Raw genomic sequence first — 21,948 nt, forward strand, 5'->3', positions numbered from 1 at the left:
GCACGCCATATAAAGTCGTTATAGGTAATCTGGAGTTAAATCGATAACAAGGATAAAGATGATGTATTCAAGTTTTCTCACTCATGTGGCCACTTGCCTGACTTTTAGTAGTTTGTTTATCGCGCAGCCTGCAAAGGCTGAACCTATTCGGGTGCTGACATCAACAAGCGAACAAGCGCATGTTTCACAGCAACTATATGTTAAATCCCCAGTGGATTACCTAAATATACGGATTAACGCACTAGCGCTGGTACGTAGCAAAAATTGGCAACAGGCGTTACCACAACTGCAAAAGCTTACTAAGTCGTATCAAGATGACGGAGACACTTGGTATCTATTGGGATTAACGCAAATACAATTAGCGCATTATGAGCAAGCTATCATTGCGCTGAAAAAGGCGTTGTCACTGGGTGTAAACCTAACCAATGTACCTACCGGTTCGCGCCCCTCAAATGACATTATGATAAAGATTGCAGGCGCGTATGCCGCGCTAAGTAAAGTGGATGAAGCTAATGAGTGGCTGAGTAAGTCTTTGTCAGCGCGGTACGACGAACGCAGTAGCTTAGCAAATAAAAGTGTTTTCGACTCCATCAAAGATAACCAGCAATTTCAGCGTCTTACAGGTAACTATAAAGACACTTCGCTCACTCGGGATCAGCAGTGGAATGCGGATTTAGATTTCTTACTCTCAGAAATTAAGCGATTGCATGTTAACGAACAGGCAAGTAACAACCCGGATTTAATTACGTTGGCAAATAATTTGCGCTCAGATATACCCAAGTTAACTGATCAGCAAATTGTCTTCGGTATGATGCAAATGATAGGCAGGCTTGGTAACGGGCATAACTTTATCGTACCGACCTTCGGAGAAAAAGGGAATTTCACTCGTTTGCCAGTGCAGTTTTATGCCTTTATCGATGGCCTTTACATTGTTGATGCTGAAGCTGAGTTTAGTGATTTAATCGGCTATAAAGTCACAGCCTTTGGACAAACACCAACCGCAGAAGCAATGGCGAAAGTTGCTGAGATTAATCCGCGAGATAATGAAATGCAGCAGCTTTGGCTTGCGCCTTATTATCTCGCCATGTCCGAAGTACTCGCAGGACTAGAGTTAAGCGATGCGTCAAATGAGGCGTCTATCACGGTAGAAAATGCACAGAATATGCAAAAGACCATTCGCCTTAGAGGTCGAACATTTGAATTTCGCGGTTTTCCGACTTTGCCAGATAATCATCAAAAAAGCCCACAATATCTGCAAAACGTCACTAAACCTTATTGGTACGAAGTGGATAAAAGCAATGAGGTTTTGTACGTGCAATTTAATGCCGTTGCACAGATGAAAACGCAGTCGCTAGCGCAATTTAGTGCGGAGTTGATAGAGACAATAAAAGACGGTGAAGTAAATCACTTGGTGCTGGATTTACGACACAATAGTGGTGGCAATGGCTCCATCTTACCACCATTACTAAAGGCACTTATTTATTTTGAAGCGGCAAAGCCAGAAGGCAAGTTATTTGTAGTGATGGGACGTAATACCTTTTCTGCAGCGCAAAACCTCTTGACCAATATTGATAGCTTTACCAATGCCATATTGGTTGGAGAGCCAAGTGGTTCTCGGCCAAATCATATTGGTGAAGCTGGAAGGTTCCGTTTACCGTTCAGTGGGGTGTTTGGACTCGTTTCGTCGCAGTTTCACCAAACTTCTCGCGCAGAAGACCACCGTATTTGGATTGCACCACATATGCCGGTATTGCCGGACTCTGCAAGCTACTTCAATGGTGTCGATCCCGCCATGAAAGCCATTTATAGTGTATTGGATAAAAACGTCGATGGTTTAGTTAAGTAACCATCGCGTAAGTGAACGCTTTTTAGGCCAAATCTTAAAAGGAAGTGGCAGAAATGGTAACTGCAGCAGCGTTATTGTTGTTTTCTTTGTGATTGCCGCCTTGCTGTATTTCTCCGTTTAAGTGTATGTGCTGACTATCTAAAAAGTAAGCTAGCAACAAGAGGGACATGGGGTGCTATCAATTCCTGAACCATTATGCTAGCTTTGTTAGTGAAATCAACTAAATGGAATAATAATAATGAGAATTGGTAAGGCAGTTCAGTGCTTGTTTGCTGTGACGTTAGCGGCTTTCTTTTCGGTAGCTGCGATGGCTGAGTCCGAAGAAAAGACAAAGCAAGAATATGAGCAACAAACAAAAACCTTGATGTCAAAAGTGCTTGATGAAAAGAGAACTTTTACAATTCAACTACCCAAAAATTATCACACCAACTCCAATAAAAAATACCCTGTGATTTATCGCCTTGATGGTAAAGGCAACCTTCCGTTGATGACCGCTGTACTTGAGCGTTTGCAAGGAGCAAACGTTTCTGCCGCACCTGAAGTTATTATTGTTGCAATCGAAAATACAGACAGGTTAAGAGATCTTTATCCAACTAAGAATAAAGAGCCTGCAGGACCTATGGATATTGGCGGCGGGGCACCTAAGTTTTTAGAGTTTATCGAGACTGAACTTATTCCTTATGTGAACCAGACCTATCGCACTCATGATTTTAAAGTCATTGCAGGTGCATCTGCAGCGGGTACTTTTACGCTTTATGCTTTGCAGGCAAAGCCTGAGCTATTTCAAGCGCATATTGCTTATAGCCCAGCGGTATGGTGGAACTTTGGCGCGACAGCAAAGAGTACCAAAGCATTTATTTCCAAAACGAAGCAACTAAATAACTTTCTATATATCACAATTGGTGAGGAAGGTGGCGTGATGCGCGAAAGATACGATGATATGGCACGCTTTCTAGCAGCAAATCAACCACATGATTTGCGCTTTTTCAGTGAGGCTTACGACAATGTTCCTCATGGACTTGTGTCTGCAGCTGGTATGTTTAGCGCGTATCAAAAGCTGTTTTTGCCAACTCAAATGCCTGCTCGTGCGTATACCGGTGAATTGAGCTCTATTACTAAGTATTATCAACAACTGTCTGCTCAATATGGCGAGGTTTTTGAGCCACAGGAAGCAGTGATCAGAGAGCTTGGCTATTACCACGTAAGCATGGGTAACGTGAAAGAAGCAATTAAGTTGTTTAAGTTTGGCGTTTCACGCTATCCAAATAATGCAGATGCCTACAACGGCTTAGCATATGGCTATGAAACCGACAAACAATACCAAGCATCTTTAGAGCAAGTAAACAAAGCGCTGGCATTGTCATCGAATGGTGATGGTGGCTACGATGTCTTTGTTGCTCGCAAAAAGCGGTTAACTAAACTACTTGGTGAGTGACAATCAAAATGCGTAAATAGACCACTTAGGTAATCGATGTGGTCTATTTTCTTGATATTTAATGCCACTTAAAAATAGTGGCGAATACGCTTTATTTTTTCGCCGCTAAACTCAAACAGTGTCATAAGCTTTTGCTTATTTTCTTTTTCATCCGTGTTACCTTGCTGATCAACGCAAGGATGTAGATACTCAACGGTCACCGCATTAAGGCCTTCAATGATGTTTGTGACTTCGATATCGCATTTTCCGTATTGGCCTAGATAGCTGAGTAAATAAGTAGAACAAGAGATAGCAAGTAGAGAAACAGGACAGCCACCTTTAATGCTTGGTGTGTTGGGCCTGTTGTCCTCGTGACGGGTTTCTGCGCCCGTCCATGGGCGCCGACATACTTTTCTTTGCTTGCCCAAAGAAAAGTATGCAAAAGAAAAGGCACTCCCAGCATCACACCAGGAGCCTCAAGTCATCAGCCAATTTTAACATTACCAGCATAAAAGGACCGTCCTTGGCCCTGTTATGCTTTTTCGCGCTTCCCTGCGCGAAATAAGTTAATTGGTTGATGTCTTGAGGATGTGACGAGGGAGGAGGTGTCGCTGTTAGAGCATAGCTTTTAGTCTACATTTATATTGCTGCTATGATGTTCTACGGACAGTGAGCAAAGCTGTGCGAACGGTTAGCTGCTAGGTTTACTTTTTAAATCAACCTGTTAATTTTCTTAATTGTTCTGAGCGGGTATGAGGTGTGTAAAAATGTCGCAGTTTATCTGGCTAAATTAGGTGTAATGGAGGCATACTAAGCACTAAGCACTAAGCACTAAGCACTAAGCACTAAGCACTAAGCACTAAGCACTAAGCAATGCAGAGGCAGCTTGATTAATAATAGATTAGCCGGTCAAACTAGCTATGAGCGCTAAAGCCTCTAAAAAGTCTATTTTTTCTAAATTAAGTCATAGCATAAGCAACATCAACTCTGACACACCGAGCAGGTAGAGGCTCAGTCCAACAAGCGAATATGCACCACAAAGTGCGTGTCGCATAAATACTAAATGTTATACCAATTAGGAGGGGGTATGGGCACGAGCGTATTTCTCAGTCACAATCATAAGGATAAGGATTTTGTTAGGCGTCTCGCTATTGATATAGAAAGTCATGGCATAAGAGTTTGGTTAGATGAAGCAGAAATGAAAATCGGTGATTCCCTTGTACAAAAAATTAGAGAGGGAATTGATAACGTAGACTATTTTGCTGTAATCCTATCATGTAATTCAGTTAAAGCCCCTTGGGTCGTAAGTGAGCTTGATGTGGCTATGAATTATCAGATCGCAGGAAAGATAAAAATTCTACCAATAATTCTTGAAGATGTTGACTTGCCAAGTTTTCTTGTTGGAAAGCTGTACAGTAATTTTTCGAACATTGATTCATACGATGATGAGTTGAAAAGACTAGTTACCAGTATGGGGGTAGTCTTTAATAATAATGTTGTTGCTCCACTGACGGCATCAAACTTAGGCCAATCTTTAGATTCTGCAAACATGATAGGCCTACCGATTATGTCCGCCCCATTTCATCGGCCCTATCAGTATCTTGGCATGGTATTGAGCGACGTGGAAAAGATAGTTGGTGTGCAAGCAAATGAAGCTCGAAATATAATTGTTGAGAATGAACTCTGTAAAATGGTGTTATGGGGAGAAGGAAATTTTGTGAGTTTTGTGGAAGTAGATTTGCTCCAAACGGAACCACATTCACAAAGTGAAGACTTCAACAGTGAAGCTTTATTAGGCGCTTTAAGTATCGGCATTCACGAACTAGAGCTCGTGAGGAAAAGAACCGATTTCCATACATATTATGATCACAAAAAGCGAATGAAAGTTACCGCAAGTTGTTTATATGATGGAGCTCCGCTATCTGTGAGCTTTGGAACAAAGTACTACAATATGTAAATTGGTATAACAAATGCGGTCAGCGGATTCTTTACACTCGCCGCTGCTGTAAGCGTTACCACCGTCCGCTCATAGCACAGTCAGGTTATATGCAGTAGGGTAGCGCTAGGTCTAACATGTACCTAAAGGCCTTCAGGTTTAAGAGACCAACTTTGCATTTCTGTCACTCGACTAATGCAGCGAGCGAAAGCAAATGCCAGTTGCTCACCTTGGTAGATTTGCGATATGGGCGCAGCGGCCAAAAAAGCAACCAGTACTTTGGCTTCGTAACATTCATCGATAAGCGCAATCAGGCGTCTGGCCTCATCATCACCAATTCTAGTTTGTGTTGTATCACTTGGGCGGATATAGCCTTCCTCTGTCCCTTGTGCTACATCTTTGTTTTCAGGGGTGACACCCAGTAGCGGTAACTCTGAGATGAAAATACAGCTAAATTGCTCTGCAAGCTCAATATAGTCATTGATTGCGCGAGGGCTTGAGCAGATCTCCATAAAATCAAAACATGCTACACTTTCATTTGCGCCAAGCACTTTAATTAGACGATGATTAATTTCAAGGATGCCCGGTTTGAATATGCCACCTACATTAGTAAAGGCGTTCCAAAACGCTTGTTTATCGTTGACGAAGTAGTGGTTTGCCGTTGTACCTTTGCTAAATCGATGGTCCGTCTCACCACATACAGATATGACATCGCAGTGACTTATAAGCAGCGCAATTGTTGGCTCAAAACGGTCTCTATGTAGTCCATCTTTGTATAACTCGGTTGGGTGGCAATTGGAGGTTGCAACTAAGGTCACGCCATCTTCAAAAAGGGCTTCAAACAATCTCGCCATAATAATGGCATCGCCAATATCGGTGACAAAAAATTCATCAAAACACAATAACGATGTTTGCTCTGCCCAATTTTGGGCGATGCGCTTTAAAGGATCTCTCACACCTTGAATTTGATTGAGCTCTTTATGCACCTGTTGCATAAAGTGATGAAAGTGTAGGCGAGTTTTGTCTGTGACGTCAGTGAATTCATAAAACCAATCCATCAGCATTGTCTTGCCACGCCCGACAGGGCCATAGAAATAGATGCCTTTATTCGAGTGACCACTAGCGAGTGAACGAGAAAGGGCATCTAAAGCTGAAATTGCAGCTTGCTGCGCTGCATCAGGAGTAAGATTTCCACATTCAATTTGTGCTTGGTAATGGCTAGAGATTGACATAGACACCGCAAATAGGAATAGTTAATCCGAATAATATCATAAAGCTATAACTCATGGATGCACTAACAAGATTAAAACAAGCAGTAGACGCCTATTACCCGCTTTCTCAAGACACCTGGTCCGCTATTGCTGCGATCACCAGCATCAAACTACTTGCGAAAGATGAGTGGCTTTACAAAGAAGGAGAGTATCTGACTACTTTTGCATTTTTACATCAAGGGTTAGTTAGATTAGTAAACACCAATGCTGCTGGGCAGGAATACAATAAGCGTTTTTTTGTGGCGGGGGAGTTTCCTGGTGTGATGCATGCTCTACATCGCCAAGAGCCCGCCAATCAAGGGATCCAAGCGCTTGAAACATCACAGGTAGTCCTAATCAATTTCAAGCAGTTTAGAGCACTATTAATGGATAATCCGGAATTAATGCGATTTCAAATACTGTATCTTGAAAAGAACTGGTTGTTAGAAAAGGATAAGCGAGAGCTTTATATGGTGCAGTTAGATGCCACGGAGCGCTATCTCGCATTTTTAAAAGAGCAGCCAGAACTTGCTGAGCGTGTACCACAATACCATTTAGCGTCCCATCTTGGGATCACTCCTACACAGTTAAGCCGAATAAGAAAATCGTTAAAAAATTCAGGTTCGTTTACATAGGTAAATGAGCCAAGCTCTTCACCTTGTTAAAGTTGTCTCAACACATAATGGAGAGCAACTTATGCACACTACGCAACTAGAATCGTTATTGAATTGGCGTTACGCCGTCCGCAAATTTTCTGAGCAAACCATTGCTCAGGACAAAGTAGATAAGTTAATCGAACTGACGGGGTTGAGTGCTTCAGCATTTGGCTTACAGCCTTATAAGATTATTCAAATATCCAAGCTATCGATGAAAAAAGCATTGTTACCGCATTCGTATGGGCAACAAAAAGTGCTTGATAATAGCCATCTATTAGTTTTTGCTGCGGATATGTCACCTTTAGATAGCCAAGTAGAGCGCTACATTCAAGACTTTAAGGCGAATCGAAACCTTGATGAGCTTGTCTATGCGCAGATGGAATTGGGTATGAAAGACGCGCTACACACCATGGACTTTGAGTCTCAATATAGCTGGTGTTCTGAGCAGGCTCACTTGGCCCTCGGTACATTACTACTGGTAGCCGCCAGTATGGAAATTGATGTTTGCCCAATGACCGGTATCGATAAGGTTGCCTACGATGACATCTTGGGTCTGTCATCCTTAAATTTACGCACGGTATTAATTGCGCCAATTGGCATTCGTGACAGCACGGATGTGAACGCGAATACAAGCAAAGTAAGGAAATCGAGAGACTTGCTGCATATTGAGGTGTGACGATGATTTTTGCCATATTAGCCGTTTTTGCAGGTGGTGCAATTGCGGTGCAGGCAAGCATGAATGCACAGCTTGGCGGTTTATTAAAAAGTCCGATATTGGCAGCTGGAGTGGCGTTTACCGTCAGCGCATTCTATGCCTTTATTGCCTTTCGGGTATCTGATAACGTGCTGCCAGCAACCTCAGAGCTAAAAGCCGTGCCTTGGTACTTGTGGTGTTTAGGTGGGGTGCTAAGTGCAACAGGGGTGGGACTCTGTTATTTTTTAATTCCTAAAATGGGTATAGGTAATTTAATGGCTTATTACTTGTGTGGTCAAATGGTGGTAGCTATGGTGATCGGTCAGCTTGGTCTCTTTGGTGTACCTTATACGCCTATTAACCTGCAAAAAGTAGTGGGTGTGATTGCTGTGCTGACCGGTATTGTACTTATTAACGTTAATCGTTCAGGCTAAAACTCAGCCATTTCTAAGGCTTTGCTAATAGCTGGTGTTGCCGCAATTTGGCGATAATAGCGGCGTAAATTCTTAAGCGAAGGCGTTTTTTCTAAAAATGTCTTCGCACGTTCACAAAGCATAAATAAATAGCTGTCGCACAGCGTAAATTGATTTGCAAACAGGTAATGATTGTCTGCAAGTAAGGTATCAATAATACCAAACCCTTCTTCTAGTCGACCTTGCTGCGAGCGAATAAGGTCGTCATACATCAAAGCACTTTGGGTGTGTCGTTCGGGGTAGGTATACATCAATAAGTCGCTGTGAATAGAAGCGCTCATAAAATGCATCCATTGCAGGCACTGTGATTTTAGTTTTAGCTCAGTTGGGATAAGTTGCTTGTCAATGTGCTTTTCAGCAAGATACTGAGAAATTGCAGCGCTTTCAAATAAGGTAAAGTCGTCATCAACGAGGGCTGGTACTTGTCCGGCAGGGCTTAGTGTTAAGTATTGTGCACTACGGTTGGCGTTTTTTTTGATATCCACCAGTTCAAGTTGATAAGGCTCACCAATGAGTTCTAATAAAATATGAGGCGCAAGGCTCGCACTTTGTGGATAGTAAAAGAGTGTATACATAATTCACCTAATGTTAGGTCACGTGTATCACTCAGGAACAGGGCATAAAATAACAGTGATCACGTGAAGTTAGTTTAATACCAATGTAATAATTGCAAGGTTATTGGTATCCAAAATCGGCTCCTTCTTCGCTGTCTCCTATTCAACCTTAGGTGAGGGTTGAGGTTTTCACAAATAAAAATGCCAGCAAATGCTGGCATTTAGATAATTTTAAAGTATTAGCTACGGATTGTAGTAGATAGGAGAGTTAGGTCCAACTGGTAGACCAAAGCCAAATACCCACACGTAGAATAGTGCTACCCAACCTATAAAGAAGAACATGCTGTACGGCAACATCGTTGCCACTAGTGTACCTATACCCATATCTTTTTTGTATTTCGTCGCAACCGCTAATATTAAACCAAAGTAACTCATCATCGGAGTGATAAGGTTAGTAACTGAATCTCCAATACGGTACGCTGCTTGAATGGTTTCTGGTGCATAGCCGATAAGCATTAGCATTGGAACAAATATCGGTGCAGTGACAGCCCATTGAGCTGATGATGAACCAAGGCTTAGGTTAACGAGTGCACACATGAATATAAACAGTACGAATACTTCTGGGCCGGTTAGGTTTAGCGCCTGTAACAATGCTGCGCCATTAATCGCAAGAATAGTACCTAAGTTCGTCCATTTAAAGAATGCAACAAACTGGGCGGCAAAGAACACCAACACAATATACATGCCCATAGAACTCATGCTTTTACTCATTGCATCAATAATATCGCGGTCATTTTTCATGGTCCCAACCACACGGCCGTACACAAAACCCGGGATAGCAAAAGTAACAAAGATAAATACCACGATCCCTTTTAAAAATGGTGAGCCTGCTACTTCGCCTGTTACCGGATGACGTAAAATGCCATCTTCTGGCACTATGGTTAAGGCAAGTAAAATGCTTACTACGAGTAGTGATACGCCCGCCCATTTGAGACCTGATTTTTCTTTTGCAGAAAGCTTTTCTATGTTGTTTTCGCTTAAATCAACACTGGCCTCTTTCGGGTCATATTTTCCTAAACGTGGCTCTACAATTTTCTCAGTAACTACGGTGCCTAATATGGCAATTAGGAATACAGAAACTATCATGAAGTACCAGTTTGCTTCTGGACCAACTTGGTATGTTGGGTCTATCATCTGTGCTGCGGGAGTGGTAATACCAGCTAATAGCGGGTCGATAGTGCCAAGTAGGAGGTTTGCGCTGTAGCCACCAGATACGCCTGCAAATGCGGCTGCTAAACCGGCAAGAGGGTGTCTACCAAGGCTATGGAAAATCATTGCGGCGAGCGGAATAAGTACAACGTAGCCGAGTTCTGAAGCGGTGTTCGATAAGATAGCGGCAAACACAATCATAAAGGTAACAAGACGTTTTGAAGCGCCCATCACCATGCCACGCATTGCTGAAGATAGCAGACCTGAGTGTTCAGCAACGCTAACCCCAAGTAGTGCTACAAGTACAGTTCCAAGTGGTGCAAAGCCAGTGAAGTTAGTTACAAGATGGGTAACTATCCATCGCAAGCCCTCTGCACTCATCAAGCTTACGACTTCAATCACCCCGTCGGGATCGCGACCAGCTGAGCCTTCTAATTGAGGATCGATGGCAGATAACCCCATCCAATCGGCAATACCACTAAATAACACGATGGCGATACAAAACATTGCAAACAAAGTAATAGGGTGGGGAAGCATATTCCCTAAGAACTCAACAGTTGCCAAGAAGCGATTAAATAATCCCCCTTTTTGTCCCTGTTGGTCTTGACTATCAGCTTGCGTCTCTACAGCATTTGACATAGCTAAATTCTCAGTTCCAAAAAAATGGCGCAACCTTAGCATTTTTTTTACATGAGGTCATGCTTAAGCGGCTATTTGTCCTCTTTCTGGGTTGAAAGGCGGAACATTGTGCAAAAACGGATCAGTTAGAATAGCTTAAGCTGATTTTTATCAGAACTTGCTTGTTTTTTGCGTCCACGACTCGAGCGACGCCTTGAAGCGTGAGTATGAAGCACTCTGCCTGTTTCATCTTTATCTAGATGTTGCTTATAAAATGCGGAGATTTTTTCACGGGCAATTTTTGCTGCGTCATCGGGTAATATAGCAGGGCGCTGATATTGGTCTTCTTTTAAGCTGGTATAAAACCAAGGTGTATGTAAGTAATGCGTTGGAACGTGATTAAGCTCAGGAATGTAGCGGCGAATAAATTGGCCTTCTGGATCATATTTTAGCCCCTGCGTTATGGGGTTATAGATGCGAAACGGATTTATCCCAGTAGTGCCTGACTGCATTTGTACCTGAGGATAGTGGATCCCAGGTTCATAATCTATAAATAGAGTGGCAAGTCTTGCTGCTGGTTGTTTCCAATCAAGCCATAGATGATAGCTTGAAAACGCCATCAACATTGCGCGCATGCGAAAGTTTATCCAGCCTGTGGCGATCAGCATTCGCATACAGGCATCAATAAAGGGGACGCCCGTGTTGCCGTGAGCCCAAAGTTCATAACGTTGCGTATTAAATTCACTCGCACGCATATCAACTAAGGATGCATGCACAGCGCGCTCAGCATAAAGCGGTTCTGATTCGAGCTTTTGCACAAAATGGCTATGCCAGTAGAGCCGGGATAAAAAACCGCTCTTATTGCGTTTTGAGTCAACATTTAATGCAAGAGTTTGTTGTAAAACATCTCTGAGGCTTAGCACGCCATAGGCCAAATACGGACTGAGTCTGGAGCTACTGGTTACGGCTTTTACCGGGCTTGAGATACCAAATAAATAGTTGTCTATCCTATGATTAAAAAAGCTATTCAAGGTTTGCTGCGCGGCTTTGAGTCCACCTAATTGTGGCTTTGGCGCTGAGTTGCTGTCATTCCCTGAGTAGTCATTTAAAAGTGCAATACCACTATGCTGTTGCAGCAGAGGATTAATTTTTGAAGGCGTTGGTAGACAGTCGCCTTGCAGCCAGTCTTCAGCTTGCTGTTGCCACTTATCACGATTAATTTTTCCCCTAAATACGGCTTGTTGGCGATATTCTTCATACGATACGTGTCTTTTTTTGCACCAGGCAATAACACGCAAATCGCGCTCAAATGTCCATGTATTCCCCGTTTCTTGATGGCAATAAAGGGTTGCGATCGCGATGTGCTGATGGATCTTTTCTAGTATTTCAATGATATCACCCTGGCGAATCGTCAGCGTGCCACCTAAAAGCTGCAGCTGCTCAGCAAGGCTTAGCAGCGACTCTTTTACAAATTGAAATTGTCTTTCGCTGGTATCGGGGAGCTGCCAGTATTCAGGTTCGATAACATACAATATCAGGGTTGGTCTGCCATTATTACACGCTTCGTAAAGTGGTCTATGGTCGGACACTCTTAAGTCACGTTTGAGCCAAACGAGGTTAATCATCTAACACACCCTTAAACAATAAAGGGTAGCGGCGTAGGCGTTTTCCTATGTAGTCGTCGGCGAGGATCTGCTGGCAAATTCGCTCTACGTCATCGTCCACCGCAAACACCCAATCAAAGCGCTCAATGGCGAGCAAAAGGCCACGTTTTAAAAAGCGTTGCTGGCGAAATTCATCGCAGTTCTGTTTGATTATCTTGAGTTTACTTGGATTTCCCCTGAGCGCTTCGACGACCTTACTTACATATGCGCGGGTTTGTTTGCTTTCAGGGTGGGGACGTCTAACGCGACGTCCTCGGTTGGTATTTGGATATAAGCTACTCATTCGCCTCTTTAAAAATGTAATCTAGCTTCTTAATAAAATCGTCTTTGTGCTTATCTTGTTCATAATCCAAGTGATAAGTATTATGAAACCCAGAGCGCAGTAACACGCCACTGCCTTGCAGGTATATGGTGTAACCATCTGGATCTGAATAGGCCACTATGCCCTCATAGCGTTTACCTTCTTCGGTTACTTCACCGTGCTTTTGAATATGCTCGAACACCGTTAATAAGAACTTGCTATCTAATTCATTTTTCATTGTTCACCTCGATACTTGGAATACGCTTTCACTGTGATAGCCGATCACTTAACTAACGCTGAAATTGCCTTAAATTGCTCATTCTTGGCCGATTTTAGCCACTGAAATAAAATAGACTCTAAAGCCAAAAAGCGTGCGCCATCTGCCTGCATCTGCATTAGCGCCCAATCTGTGTGTTTTGGATTACGTGAGCAAATACCATCGGCAACTATCACAACGTTGAAATTGTCCGCAAGTAGGTCATTGACGGTTTGTTGTACACAGATATGACTTTCGAGGCCAACCACGACGATGGTGTCGCGTTTATATTCTTGAATAGCTTGCTTGCAAGATTCAACGTGGTAGGCACTAAACGCGGTTTTTTCGATAACCGGGAGATTAAATTCAAGTAAACTCGGTGCTGTATGGCCAAGCCCTTTGGGATATTGCTCAAAAATCAGTGCAGGAACAGACAAATGTTCTGCAGCTTGTAGCAGGGTGGTTACTTGGCGCTCGATATCGCCAAATACCTCAATATGAGGACGAAATTTTTCTTGAATATCGATCACCAAGATCATGCTGTCCGAAGGTATCAAATTCATCATCTTCTCCTTAGAGATTACGTTGCAAGGGAAGCTCGCGTGCTTCGCTATTACGTTATTTATTCGTTACAATGGTATACCCACTTAAAAAGTAAACGGTTTTGGCGTGAAAGTACATTTTCTTGGCACTTCTTCAGGTAGCCCATCTAAGCAACGTAATATGTCGGCAGCGGCAGTAAGCTTTGAAAATACCAAAGCCTGGGTACTAATTGACTGCGCCGAAGCGACCCAGCATGCGCTGCTGCACAGTGAGTTAACCCTATATCATCTCGAAGCGATTTGTATTACCCACCTTCATGGGGATCATTGCTATGGATTACCCGGACTCATTTCATCCATGGCGTTAAACTCTCGCAAAGCGCCGCTAAAATTAATTGCGCCGAGGGCCGTTATTCAGTTTGTGCAAAGCTGTTTTACACTGACAGAGGTGAGGCTAAGTTTTGACTTAATCACCATCGCCCTTGAAGAAATAAACGATAAGCTACAGCTTGAATGTTGCGATATCGACATCATAGCGCTACAACACAGAGTGCCCAGTGTTGGCTATAAGCTCACGGAAAAGTGCATTCCTCGCAAGTTAAAAATAGACAAACTTCAGCAAGATGGTATTGCGTCTGGTGGACACTACAACTTGTTGCAAAAGGGCCAAGACGTGGAATACCAAGGTCGACTTTTAACCTCAAATAACTACAGTTTTTATAGTTGGCAACCTCGAGTTGCAATAATTTGTGGTGATAACGAAAAGCCCGGCTTGCTAACGCAGATGATAAAAGGGGTCAATTTACTTGTTCATGAAGCTACCTTTACCGCTGCTGATCTTCATAAAGTGGGATTTCATACAGGACATAGCGATGCCAAGCGCATCGCTCAATTTGCACAACTACATCAAGTACCCATGCTCGCGCTCACTCACTTTAGCGTACGCTATCATGGCGAGGGCATGCTGCAGCCTCTTATTGAAGAGGCCAAGTTGCACTTTAGCAATGCACTCATCATTGCAGAGGATGGCCTGATTGTAGACATTCCAAAGCAAAAGCAAGTTGAGTGCGCAACTGCTTAGCTCTGGGATTGCTCGCAAAACCAACGCCAATCGGCTACGACTTGCTCGCTGTAATGACTGGCCGATTTGACCAATTCATCGATGAGACTAGGCAAAATAGCTACGGCATCCTCTTGAAATTGTAAGGATCGTCTATCTGCTCGCATATGTGAAAGGGCAAGTGCTTCACCACAAGCTTCTGCATATTGGCTAAAGCCCGACTTAGTCGCTGCACGCTTACCAATGGTGATGTCTTCTGGGTCTATACCAACGCGAGCATGATGGCGCGAACGCACCAGCCAATGGCTGCCTTGCCACAGTGCATTATCTAAAATGAGATCGGTACGGCGCTGCATTTTTCTTTGACTGTTGACGGTTAAGTGTGCGGGATCTAAGCGATTTACTGGGCTTAAATTTGCAAAGTAAGCAAGAGGCGAAGCGAGTTGCTGTTGTTTTACCTCCACAATGTGACATAGCGGCAAAATATCTTTAGTGGGCTTTTGTACGTTTGGGCCAACCAACAAATAATATCTACTCAGATGCAATGAGCCTGTGCCTTGGTCGATACGCTCAACACAATCTAAAATTTCGTCATCAACATAGGGCGCGAAGTGATGAATAAGATTTTCTTTTAAATCGGGATCAAGTTGCTTAAACTTCAGTTTGTCTTCGCGAAAACGTAGCGGTTTAATGCTGAGGTCGATTTCCTTTGCGAGCGTGCTTTTTATCGTAAATGCGGCGCCACCCGCCATTCTTTGCAACCCTTTTTGCCATCGTTTATGCAATATATGGTTATTATCAAACTCGGTTAAGCCTGTGTTGCTATCGACCTTATGTTCCAGCGACAACTGACAGGCTTTTAGGTAGCTGTGTAAAAAGTCCAATTGTGCTTGGGCAACCAGCTCTTTACTGACCAAAGGTTTACTTCGGTCTTTAATATCCTGTGCTTGCTCTTGAATACGCCCACCTTCTAGTTGGGTAAGCGGTAAACTCACTAAAAAGCGAAACAGGTCCCATACAGCGTGTCCGACGCAGGCATCATCGAAGTCATTAGGTTCAAAAATTAAGGTGTCGCCGTGGCTGCCTTCTTCACTATGAAAGCCAAAATTGCCCGTATGACAATCGCCCATTACGTAGGTGAGTGGCAGGCTGGTGGCCGCTTCAGGTAACTGCAGTTGTTGCTCCAGTAAGTCCTTATACATAAGCGCGGCACTACCACGGAAGAACCGAAATGGACTGAGTCTCATTTTGTCGAATTTACTGCACTCATTGCTTACGTGAATGCCTTCACGCTCATTAAAGTAAGATGCAAGATAGTCGTGACGATTCATGGATTAGTCCTCCCTTTGAACAATACCCAATTGAGATTTTGCCAGTTTTACAACGGCTTTATCGATAGGTGGGGGACTAATATCAACCCCCTTGCTTAACGCTTCGACAATGGTTTTCATCACTTGTACGCGGGCATACCATTTATGTTCCGCGAGGATCAAATGCCAATCCGCTAAATTTGTATCGGTTTTAGCAAACATATCATCAATTGCTTGCTCATAATCTTGTCGCTTTTGGCGGTTGCGAATATCTTCTTCCGTTAGTTTCCAGCGCTTATACGGATTATTTAAACGCTCTGTAAAGCGCTTGAGCTGTTCGTCTTCGCTAATGTGTAAAAATAGCTTAACAATACGGACGTTATCATCTGTTAGCAGACGCTCAAATTCGTTGATTTCTTGATAGGCACGACGCCACTCGTGCTCACTAGCAAACGCTTCAACCCGTTCTACCAACACTCGGCCGTAATATGAACGGTCAAAAATAGTCATAGTACCCCGAGGAGGTAGCTTAGTTTGAAACCGATACAGGTAATGCCGGCCTTGTTCCTCAGGCGTTGGTTTTGCGATTGGGTAGACCTTAACGCCGCGCGGATCGAGCTTTTCTGTCATGCGGCGAATCGCGCCTCCTTTACCAGCCGCATCCCAGCCTTCAAACACTAAAATAGCGCGCTTCCCTTGATGAAAATAGGCTTGTTGCACATGTAATAGTTGGGTTTGCCAGTACTTTAACTCGCTTTTGTAGTGTTTTTTTGAATCAATAGCAGGATGTGCCATGGGAGGCTTAACACTTAGCCCGCGATTTAGCGCTTTTATTTTTGATACATAACTGGTCATGCTAACTCCTTTAATCGCCTTTGGTTAAGTTGGCCCTGTTGCTTTTCAACGCGAAAATATTACCGCACCAACTAACTTTTGAGCGTGTTAGAGTAACCTAGAGTAAACTCTACAGGGTCTTTTTGACAATGATATGTCATACTACTTTGTCTTAATAATTGCTCAATTTGAGGGAGGAAATCATACGCTGACTGCGTTAAGAATTTCTCATCATTTAGAACAGGTAAATAGCAAAATTTTTCCTTGATTGAATAACTGACTCCATCAGTATAAAATCTAGTCCAGATTATATCTCGCGCTCATTGATGAGTAGCAAATTGCATTGATGAGGAACAACCGGAATAAACAAGGAAGGATTGGCATGAAGCCTTTTGACAAGTGGCCTGCGCTTGTGCAAGACGCACAGCAAGGTACATTCGATGATTCACTTTTTCAGTCAGATTCAGACGTAAAAAATTCGGCACAACCAACCAGATTGCCGATGGCTAAAGTGCCCAACATCATTCTTAAAGCACTTAACCCCCATCACACTGACTATATTCGTATTGACCCAAAAGAAGCTCGTTACTGGCATGGTGGACTTCATCACCATGACGATAGACAACTACTTGTTATTTCAAATAACCAAGCACAACGTCTCAAAACGGTTTCTCAAGGCAATATAAAGGAGATCTTTGCGTTTATTAAAAAGTCAGCGCTTGAGGCTAAAGTGGAAGGTCAGTTCAGTTCTAGTGGCAGTAAAGGCTTCTCGGGTGGGGCGGGAGAGTTAAGCCAAAACGGTGCACATTTAGGTGCTGCAGCTAAATATGCTGCTACAAGCGATTACTCAAAAAATGATGGTGTGGGCTTCAATAGCAGCCAAGGAGCAGGTACAACGCGACCGTCAATGGGTAAGAGTAACGCTGGGATTCAAAAAACACCCACTAAGCTAGAAAATACAGCACAACCCATATCTACCAGACAGAGGCTACGATTGGGAGTTGGCGCTATCGCTTGTGGCGGGGGAATACACATTAACCGCTGAAGCCGAAGGTGCAACGCACTCCGTGAGTTTTTCAGTTGAAGAATCCGAGGACCAACTGGAAATTATTGATTTTATATACATTCCAGAAGATAACAGCTTTATAGCGGTCACCCAGTCACTTGCCGATATTTTAGAGCAAGAAATGGAAGTACTTAACCCTCCCATGGAGCAGTTAAAGCAAGCGCTGGCTGGACAACAAGACCTCTCGAAACAAGATGATAAAGTAATTGACGCAAAAAGGCGTTAAACGAGACCCTAAAACCACTTGTTTCAGGCCCTACCGCTAATAAAATTACCGAAGTCATTGGCTTTAAAGGCCGAAAGTATACCTATGTGCGTAGTGATAAAATGGCCAACCACTTTAGACGCTATAAAATTGATACGGACATTCGAAACGGTCGTCGTTTTAGCGATGCGAATGGCAACTTAGACCGTAAGAAACTGAACAAAGCGCTTAAAAATGATTTGAGCAAGCTAAAGGTCAATTTTAAGTATGATAAGAAGCTCGTCGACACGTATACAACCATATGGGGCGAATGGGCTAGGGAGCTTAATAAAGATCTAAATATAAAAAGGTTTGAAAAAAGCGACTATTTTGATGCCAGTGCAGAGGCGCGACTAATGCGCTACACCCATGGTGCAGGCATTGCGGCAAACTTTAGCCCAAAGGATGGTGTCTTTTCATTTCAAGCTGATGGCAAAGTCGATTTTGCAGTTGGTGAAGCAAAAGCAGCAATGAGTGGTTACTACCCTAATAAAAATGGGTATGAATTTAAGTTTATGATGCCACTTAAAAATACGACCAAAGAGCGTGAGATAAACTTAGGCGCGATCCGATTAAATGCGACCATTGCCCTTTTTGGCTATGCAGGAGCGAAATTACAAGCGGCGGCAAATGTAGGCTGTACAGTAAAGCAAGGTAAAATGATGCTTGAGGGATTAACCCCTGAACAAGTAAAAGCACTTAGCCGCGCCGATCGCAAGTTTGAACCTGTAAAAGGCGAGCTGAGCGCATTTGCTGGGGTATCCGCAGGCTGTGAGTTAACAGGTGCTTTGCAATGGGATAACCCAGAAAAATCTGGTAAATCTAGTTTTTGTGATTTAGCTAAACTAGGTGGAAAGGCAGAAGGCGCATTTGGCGCTGGTGCACATGCCGGATGTTATATTGGTTATGAAGACGGAAGGTTTATGCTTCGTGCGAAATTGGGACTTATCTGGGGCGTAGGCGCTGGCGGAGAGTTGGTCTGTGAGATAGGTGTAGATGAAATTGTCACGCTTGCCCAATTTGTTTATCACCAGCTTAAAAATAATGATTATGATTATCTCGAGTTTATACAGCCATTGGCATTTAACGTGCTTTATAAAGCCGTGGGTATGCATATAGCAACAGGTAAAGATATTACTGAGTTTGTTGGTGGAACTGCTAAAGACATAGATGAATGGTGGCGAACTAAAGTAATAATTCATGAACAAGCCAAGGCTATCATGCAAAGAGTTGAACAAACACCAGAAATGCTGAAGTTTACGGTACCTGAGTCCAAGGGGGCATTTCTAAACTTATTAGCGAACCCTAACCTCGCTAGCCTTATAGACTCAAACGCCTACAGCTGGTCGGGCTTAAATGAGCAGCGCGAGAATGCGATTATTATCATACTCAAGCATATACTTTGTACAGAGGAATTAGACGAGGTGTTGCAGCATATGGGTAAAGGAGGAACTAAGTGTAGCCAAGAAGAGGGCTTATCTCAGCTTAATAGTATTTTAGAAGGTGCTCAGCAGTGAGAGTTTGATGCATGGCGACGCAAACTACCAAGCCGAGCTCGCTCCGGTTCGGTTGCTGTCGCGATGCTTAATATCAGTCCATTTGTAGCACTGGCATAACAGCGTATGAGCAACCAAAGTTAGCTACTTTGGTTGCTCATTTAAAGGCATAGACTGATTGAGCACGCAGCGAAATCCAGTTGCCCTGTATGCCTTTTTTAGTTTCTCAGATTCTTGCCGTGTATATACATTACTGCCACGGGGAGACTCTAAAAACATCCCGCCACGCATGACCTTTTTTGTGCCTTCTTTTGGCCCTTTAGGATCCTGTTCTGGGGAGTGTTGATAGTAATCCTCAGCCCACCAGTCATTGACCCATTCAATCATATTGCCGCTTAAGTCATAAAACCCCAATGGGTTAGGTGGATAGGTGCCACTAATATGCGGTTCAGGCTCTTCGGCGAGAGAGTAATTTACACCGAGTTCAAGCATACCAGTATTGGTGGCAAACAAAATGTTTTCACCACGGTTTCGTGCTGCAAATTCCCACTGTGCTTCGGTTGGTAAATCAATTGGGAGTTGTGTGAGTTTTGCCAGCCATAAACAATAGTTCTTAGCACCATACCAACTCACTCCCGCTGGGAATTCAGGTGCGCGCCAAACTTCCCCTTTACCCCAATCCTCCCACATGGTTTTTGGTAGGTCATTTACTGCGGTATATAAATCAAAATCGCCATAGCTTACCTCATAAGCGCCCATTGAATAGCTGGTAAGGGTCACCTTATGAGCGGGTTTATTGTCGCGGGCTATGGTCCAAGGCAAGTTATTAGGACCTCCACCATCGCCCATCATAAAGCTGCCGCCTTCAACAAACACCATTTGGGCTTTAGTGCGCTCAATCAGTGTTTGCACTTGTTTGTCTTGCTCGCCAGTAAGCGCGTCTATTTGTTGGCCAAGGTCGTCACACCCGCTTATGACCAAGCATAGTAATGTCGCTAAAGGGGTTAATATCTGGTGATCAATCTTGTCCATAAGTGTGCTATCCACAAGGTCTTTGCATACACATTTATCATAACTTGTTTAGCTGTATTGAAACATAGCCAATGTGGCAGTAAGACCAATGTATAAATATTAAAATGACAATATAACGCTTGTGATTTATATTGCTTGGGCACTACAACCCTTGAAAGAATGAATGCTGTTCAAGATGTTGGCGGCTTTTGAATTTATAAGCAAGATTATGCCCAAAAAGAGTATGCTATGAAATCTGCAGTATTGGTAATTGATGTACAGAGTCTTTTATTCGACCCAGAGCCCAAACCGTATGCAAGTGAAGAGGTGTTAAACCAAATTAACTTAGTGACAGATTGGGCTCGAAAGCAAGGCATGCCAGTTATCTATATTCAACATGAGCAAAACGGTACTGCGATTGAGTATGGTAGTGAAGGTTGGCAATTACAATCAGTACTTCAAGTTGACGCCAATGATCAGTTCGTGCGTAAAACCACCCCAGATTCATTTTTAAACACAAATCTGTCTAACATACTTGAAGAACATGGAGCTCAACATATTTATGTTTGTGGTTATGCTACAGAGTTTTGTGTTGATACAACGAGTCGGCGAGCCGCGGGTTTGGGTTATGCAGTTACATTAGTGGCGGATGCCCATACCACACATTGCAAAAAGCACATGTCAGGTGAACAAATAAGAATACATCATAACGCCACACTGCCAAGTATCTCCAGTTTTGGAGTGAAAATATCCGCGGTGTCTACTGCCAAAATTATTGCTTTAGGTGACTGATACAGTCTAATTTTGTTGAGGGATTACCATTTCCTGTCACTGTTTTCACTTACTCGTCCTAATAACCGGCTGTTAAGGGTTATACATGTTATTACACAAGTGTGAAGCAAACCGGAAATGGTCCTCCTATAAGTTTTGATCTAAGTCTTTGAACCAAAGGACTATTCAATCCACATCCATGCAATTAAAGGCGGGGTAGTCGCGTTTTTAAATGTGATATTAATTACGATATCGTCTTGTGTGTTCTCGTATTTCGCTGCAAATATCAGCATTGGATCCTGACCTCTTCGAAGAGACGCTAACAAGGTTTTGGATTTTAAGCGGCCAAGCTGCGGCGCGATTTCATGGTATGCCCGTAAAAATCCCTCCTCAGAAACCTTTTTGGCTAAGTCGGTGGTTATTAAAGATAAATATGCTTGATAGTTTCCTCTCTCATGCGCCTTCAAAGCGCTGTCGACAACAGGCATGAGAAGGTTAAGCGCCTCTTCTTCCGTTGAACCAAACGTTCCAAAATAATTCATAACTATTATCCTTGTCTAATCCTACTGATTTTTCACCTACAGGTAATGAATATAAACGATAGTTTTAAGTGTCTCAAACACTGTAAAAGTCTAAGTACCTATTTCAATTGTGGGGTTAATACTTTTATACTAGGGTCTGTTGTTCTTTGCTGCTGCAAAAACAAACTTGGAAGATAAACAGGCCCTAACTTACGAGAAAGC

Annotated in this window: 23 protein-coding genes; 11 read left to right on the top strand and 12 right to left on the bottom strand. The window is 43.1% G+C overall.

The genetic code is table 11. The features are described 5' to 3' along the window. Window positions 1–58: 58 nt before the first annotated feature. Complete coding sequence (locus PNC201_RS18910; RefSeq protein ID WP_233525284.1) at window positions 59–1,846, top strand: TPR end-of-group domain-containing protein; 1,788 nt, start codon at window positions 59–61, stop codon at window positions 1,844–1,846. A 238-nt stretch (window positions 1,847–2,084) separates the two neighbouring features. Next, window positions 2,085–3,281: an alpha/beta hydrolase-fold protein gene (locus tag PNC201_RS18915; protein WP_102058021.1), complete on the top strand. Its 1,197-nt coding sequence runs from the start codon at window positions 2,085–2,087 to the stop codon at window positions 3,279–3,281. A gap of 68 nt (window positions 3,282–3,349) precedes the next feature. Here the strand turns inward: PNC201_RS18915 and PNC201_RS23540 are convergent, their stop codons facing one another. Then, entirely contained in the window at window positions 3,350–3,688 is a 339-nt protein-coding gene (locus tag PNC201_RS23540; RefSeq protein WP_233525285.1) for a hypothetical protein, read from the bottom strand. A gap of 659 nt (window positions 3,689–4,347) precedes the next feature. On the opposite strand from PNC201_RS23540, the gene PNC201_RS18925 reads away from it, so the two are divergent. Continuing rightward, on the top strand, window positions 4,348–5,217 hold the full coding sequence (locus PNC201_RS18925) for a toll/interleukin-1 receptor domain-containing protein (protein ID WP_102058022.1): 870 nt from the start codon (window positions 4,348–4,350) through the stop codon (window positions 5,215–5,217). Window positions 5,218–5,339: 122 nt separating this feature from the next. Here PNC201_RS18925 and zapE read toward each other — a convergent pair whose 3' ends face one another. Beyond that, the gene (gene zapE, locus PNC201_RS18930; RefSeq protein WP_102058023.1) at window positions 5,340–6,428 is read right to left on the bottom strand and encodes a cell division protein ZapE; all 1,089 of its coding nucleotides are present in this window, start codon (window positions 6,426–6,428) and stop codon (window positions 5,340–5,342) included. A 53-nt stretch (window positions 6,429–6,481) separates the two neighbouring features. Between zapE and PNC201_RS18935 the strand changes: the two genes are divergently transcribed. The 3 genes from PNC201_RS18935 to PNC201_RS18945 all read left to right on the top strand — a co-directional run bounded on the left by PNC201_RS18935 (window position 6,482) and on the right by PNC201_RS18945 (window position 8,230). Continuing rightward, the gene (locus PNC201_RS18935; protein WP_102058024.1) at window positions 6,482–7,081 is read left to right on the top strand and encodes a Crp/Fnr family transcriptional regulator; all 600 of its coding nucleotides are present in this window, start codon (window positions 6,482–6,484) and stop codon (window positions 7,079–7,081) included. Window positions 7,082–7,142: 61 nt separating this feature from the next. Then, window positions 7,143–7,778, top strand: coding sequence for a nitroreductase family protein (locus tag PNC201_RS18940; protein ID WP_102058611.1), 636 nt, complete (start codon window positions 7,143–7,145; stop codon window positions 7,776–7,778). Between the two features lie 2 nt (window positions 7,779–7,780). Continuing rightward, window positions 7,781–8,230 carry a DMT family transporter gene (locus tag PNC201_RS18945; protein ID WP_017216748.1) on the top strand — a complete coding sequence of 150 codons (450 nt, stop codon included), beginning with the start codon at window positions 7,781–7,783 and terminating at the stop codon, window positions 8,228–8,230. On the opposite strand, the gene PNC201_RS18950 is transcribed toward PNC201_RS18945, so the two are convergent. The 6 genes from PNC201_RS18950 to PNC201_RS18975 form a co-directional block, all read right to left on the bottom strand. After that, the gene (locus tag PNC201_RS18950) at window positions 8,227–8,844 is read right to left on the bottom strand and encodes a glutathione S-transferase family protein (RefSeq protein WP_099028636.1); all 618 of its coding nucleotides are present in this window, start codon (window positions 8,842–8,844) and stop codon (window positions 8,227–8,229) included. The two genes, PNC201_RS18945 and PNC201_RS18950, sit on opposite strands and share 4 nt — an antisense overlap. Before the next feature lie 222 nt (window positions 8,845–9,066). Then, a complete protein-coding gene (locus tag PNC201_RS18955) occupies window positions 9,067–10,671 on the bottom strand; it encodes an AbgT family transporter (RefSeq protein ID WP_102058025.1) in 1,605 nt (534 codons plus the stop codon). Between the two features lie 125 nt (window positions 10,672–10,796). After that, the gene (locus PNC201_RS18960; RefSeq protein WP_102058026.1) at window positions 10,797–12,275 is read right to left on the bottom strand and encodes an FAD-binding domain-containing protein; all 1,479 of its coding nucleotides are present in this window, start codon (window positions 12,273–12,275) and stop codon (window positions 10,797–10,799) included. Next, on the bottom strand, window positions 12,268–12,597 hold the full coding sequence (locus tag PNC201_RS18965) for a hypothetical protein (protein WP_102058027.1): 330 nt from the start codon (window positions 12,595–12,597) through the stop codon (window positions 12,268–12,270). The genes PNC201_RS18960 and PNC201_RS18965 overlap by 8 nt, the downstream gene beginning before the upstream one ends. After that, window positions 12,590–12,853, bottom strand: a complete 264-nt coding sequence (locus PNC201_RS18970; RefSeq protein WP_010373027.1) for a DUF3081 family protein — start codon at window positions 12,851–12,853, stop codon at window positions 12,590–12,592. Before PNC201_RS18970 ends, PNC201_RS18965 begins: the two co-directional genes overlap by 8 nt. A gap of 44 nt (window positions 12,854–12,897) precedes the next feature. Next, on the bottom strand, window positions 12,898–13,437 hold the full coding sequence (locus PNC201_RS18975) for an isochorismatase family protein (RefSeq protein ID WP_223193527.1): 540 nt from the start codon (window positions 13,435–13,437) through the stop codon (window positions 12,898–12,900). Between the two features lie 103 nt (window positions 13,438–13,540). Here PNC201_RS18975 and PNC201_RS18980 point away from each other — a divergent pair, with 103 nt between their 5' ends. Continuing rightward, entirely contained in the window at window positions 13,541–14,494 is a 954-nt protein-coding gene (locus tag PNC201_RS18980) for a ribonuclease Z (protein WP_199539718.1), read from the top strand. Here PNC201_RS18980 and PNC201_RS18985 read toward each other — a convergent pair. Both PNC201_RS18985 and PNC201_RS18990 read right to left on the bottom strand, forming a co-directional pair. Next, complete coding sequence (locus tag PNC201_RS18985) at window positions 14,491–15,804, bottom strand: DUF2252 family protein (RefSeq protein ID WP_102058029.1); 1,314 nt, start codon at window positions 15,802–15,804, stop codon at window positions 14,491–14,493. The genes PNC201_RS18980 and PNC201_RS18985 overlap by 4 nt on opposite strands. A gap of 3 nt (window positions 15,805–15,807) precedes the next feature. Next, complete coding sequence (locus PNC201_RS18990; RefSeq protein ID WP_102058030.1) at window positions 15,808–16,638, bottom strand: polyphosphate kinase 2 family protein; 831 nt, start codon at window positions 16,636–16,638, stop codon at window positions 15,808–15,810. Between the two features lie 361 nt (window positions 16,639–16,999). Here PNC201_RS18990 and PNC201_RS23545 point away from each other — a divergent pair, with 361 nt between their 5' ends. The 3 genes from PNC201_RS23545 to PNC201_RS23555 all read left to right on the top strand — a co-directional run bounded on the left by PNC201_RS23545 (window position 17,000) and on the right by PNC201_RS23555 (window position 19,444). Next, window positions 17,000–17,662, top strand: a complete 663-nt coding sequence (locus tag PNC201_RS23545) for a hypothetical protein (RefSeq protein ID WP_233525286.1) — start codon at window positions 17,000–17,002, stop codon at window positions 17,660–17,662. Beyond that, on the top strand, window positions 17,634–17,909 hold the full coding sequence (locus PNC201_RS23550; protein WP_233525287.1) for a hypothetical protein: 276 nt from the start codon (window positions 17,634–17,636) through the stop codon (window positions 17,907–17,909). Before PNC201_RS23545 ends, PNC201_RS23550 begins: the two co-directional genes overlap by 29 nt. 86 nt (window positions 17,910–17,995) lie before the next feature. Next, the gene (locus tag PNC201_RS23555; protein WP_233525288.1) at window positions 17,996–19,444 is read left to right on the top strand and encodes a hypothetical protein; all 1,449 of its coding nucleotides are present in this window, start codon (window positions 17,996–17,998) and stop codon (window positions 19,442–19,444) included. A gap of 123 nt (window positions 19,445–19,567) precedes the next feature. Here the strand turns inward: PNC201_RS23555 and PNC201_RS19000 are convergent, their stop codons facing one another. After that, window positions 19,568–20,455 (bottom strand): formylglycine-generating enzyme family protein, encoded by an 888-nt coding sequence (locus PNC201_RS19000; protein WP_233525289.1) that lies wholly within the window; start codon window positions 20,453–20,455, stop codon window positions 19,568–19,570. Window positions 20,456–20,683: 228 nt separating this feature from the next. Between PNC201_RS19000 and PNC201_RS19005 the strand changes: the two genes are divergently transcribed. Then, on the top strand, window positions 20,684–21,226 hold the full coding sequence (locus PNC201_RS19005) for a cysteine hydrolase family protein (RefSeq protein WP_102058032.1): 543 nt from the start codon (window positions 20,684–20,686) through the stop codon (window positions 21,224–21,226). Window positions 21,227–21,387: 161 nt separating this feature from the next. Here the strand turns inward: PNC201_RS19005 and PNC201_RS19010 are convergent, their stop codons facing one another. After that, complete coding sequence (locus PNC201_RS19010) at window positions 21,388–21,747, bottom strand: hypothetical protein (protein WP_102058033.1); 360 nt, start codon at window positions 21,745–21,747, stop codon at window positions 21,388–21,390. Between the last annotated feature and the right edge of the window lie 201 nt (window positions 21,748–21,948).

It is taken from the genome of Pseudoalteromonas sp. NC201 (assembly GCF_002850255.1).
In the GTDB taxonomy this organism is placed as follows: domain Bacteria; phylum Pseudomonadota; class Gammaproteobacteria; order Enterobacterales; family Alteromonadaceae; genus Pseudoalteromonas.

Coding starts and splice junctions, on each gene's coding strand:
- zapE (WP_102058023.1), bottom strand. CDS start 6,428: ATGTCAATCTCTAGCCATTACCAAGCACAAATTGAATGTGGAAATCTT.
- PNC201_RS18985 (WP_102058029.1), bottom strand. CDS start 15,804: ATGAATCGTCACGACTATCTTGCATCTTACTTTAATGAGCGTGAAGGC.
- PNC201_RS18935 (WP_102058024.1), top strand. CDS start 6,482: ATGGATGCACTAACAAGATTAAAACAAGCAGTAGACGCCTATTACCCG.
- PNC201_RS18965 (WP_102058027.1), bottom strand. CDS start 12,597: ATGAGTAGCTTATATCCAAATACCAACCGAGGACGTCGCGTTAGACGT.
- PNC201_RS18910 (WP_233525284.1), top strand. CDS start 59: ATGATGTATTCAAGTTTTCTCACTCATGTGGCCACTTGCCTGACTTTT.
- PNC201_RS18940 (WP_102058611.1), top strand. CDS start 7,143: ATGCACACTACGCAACTAGAATCGTTATTGAATTGGCGTTACGCCGTC.
- PNC201_RS18950 (WP_099028636.1), bottom strand. CDS start 8,844: ATGTATACACTCTTTTACTATCCACAAAGTGCGAGCCTTGCGCCTCAT.
- PNC201_RS18945 (WP_017216748.1), top strand. CDS start 7,781: ATGATTTTTGCCATATTAGCCGTTTTTGCAGGTGGTGCAATTGCGGTG.
- PNC201_RS18975 (WP_223193527.1), bottom strand. CDS start 13,437: ATGATGAATTTGATACCTTCGGACAGCATGATCTTGGTGATCGATATT.
- PNC201_RS19000 (WP_233525289.1), bottom strand. CDS start 20,455: ATGGACAAGATTGATCACCAGATATTAACCCCTTTAGCGACATTACTA.
- PNC201_RS18915 (WP_102058021.1), top strand. CDS start 2,085: ATGAGAATTGGTAAGGCAGTTCAGTGCTTGTTTGCTGTGACGTTAGCG.
- PNC201_RS18990 (WP_102058030.1), bottom strand. CDS start 16,638: ATGACCAGTTATGTATCAAAAATAAAAGCGCTAAATCGCGGGCTAAGT.
- PNC201_RS18970 (WP_010373027.1), bottom strand. CDS start 12,853: ATGAAAAATGAATTAGATAGCAAGTTCTTATTAACGGTGTTCGAGCAT.
- PNC201_RS19010 (WP_102058033.1), bottom strand. CDS start 21,747: ATGAATTATTTTGGAACGTTTGGTTCAACGGAAGAAGAGGCGCTTAAC.
- PNC201_RS19005 (WP_102058032.1), top strand. CDS start 20,684: ATGAAATCTGCAGTATTGGTAATTGATGTACAGAGTCTTTTATTCGAC.
- PNC201_RS18960 (WP_102058026.1), bottom strand. CDS start 12,275: ATGATTAACCTCGTTTGGCTCAAACGTGACTTAAGAGTGTCCGACCAT.
- PNC201_RS18955 (WP_102058025.1), bottom strand. CDS start 10,671: ATGTCAAATGCTGTAGAGACGCAAGCTGATAGTCAAGACCAACAGGGA.
- PNC201_RS18925 (WP_102058022.1), top strand. CDS start 4,348: ATGGGCACGAGCGTATTTCTCAGTCACAATCATAAGGATAAGGATTTT.
- PNC201_RS23545 (WP_233525286.1), top strand. CDS start 17,000: ATGAAGCCTTTTGACAAGTGGCCTGCGCTTGTGCAAGACGCACAGCAA.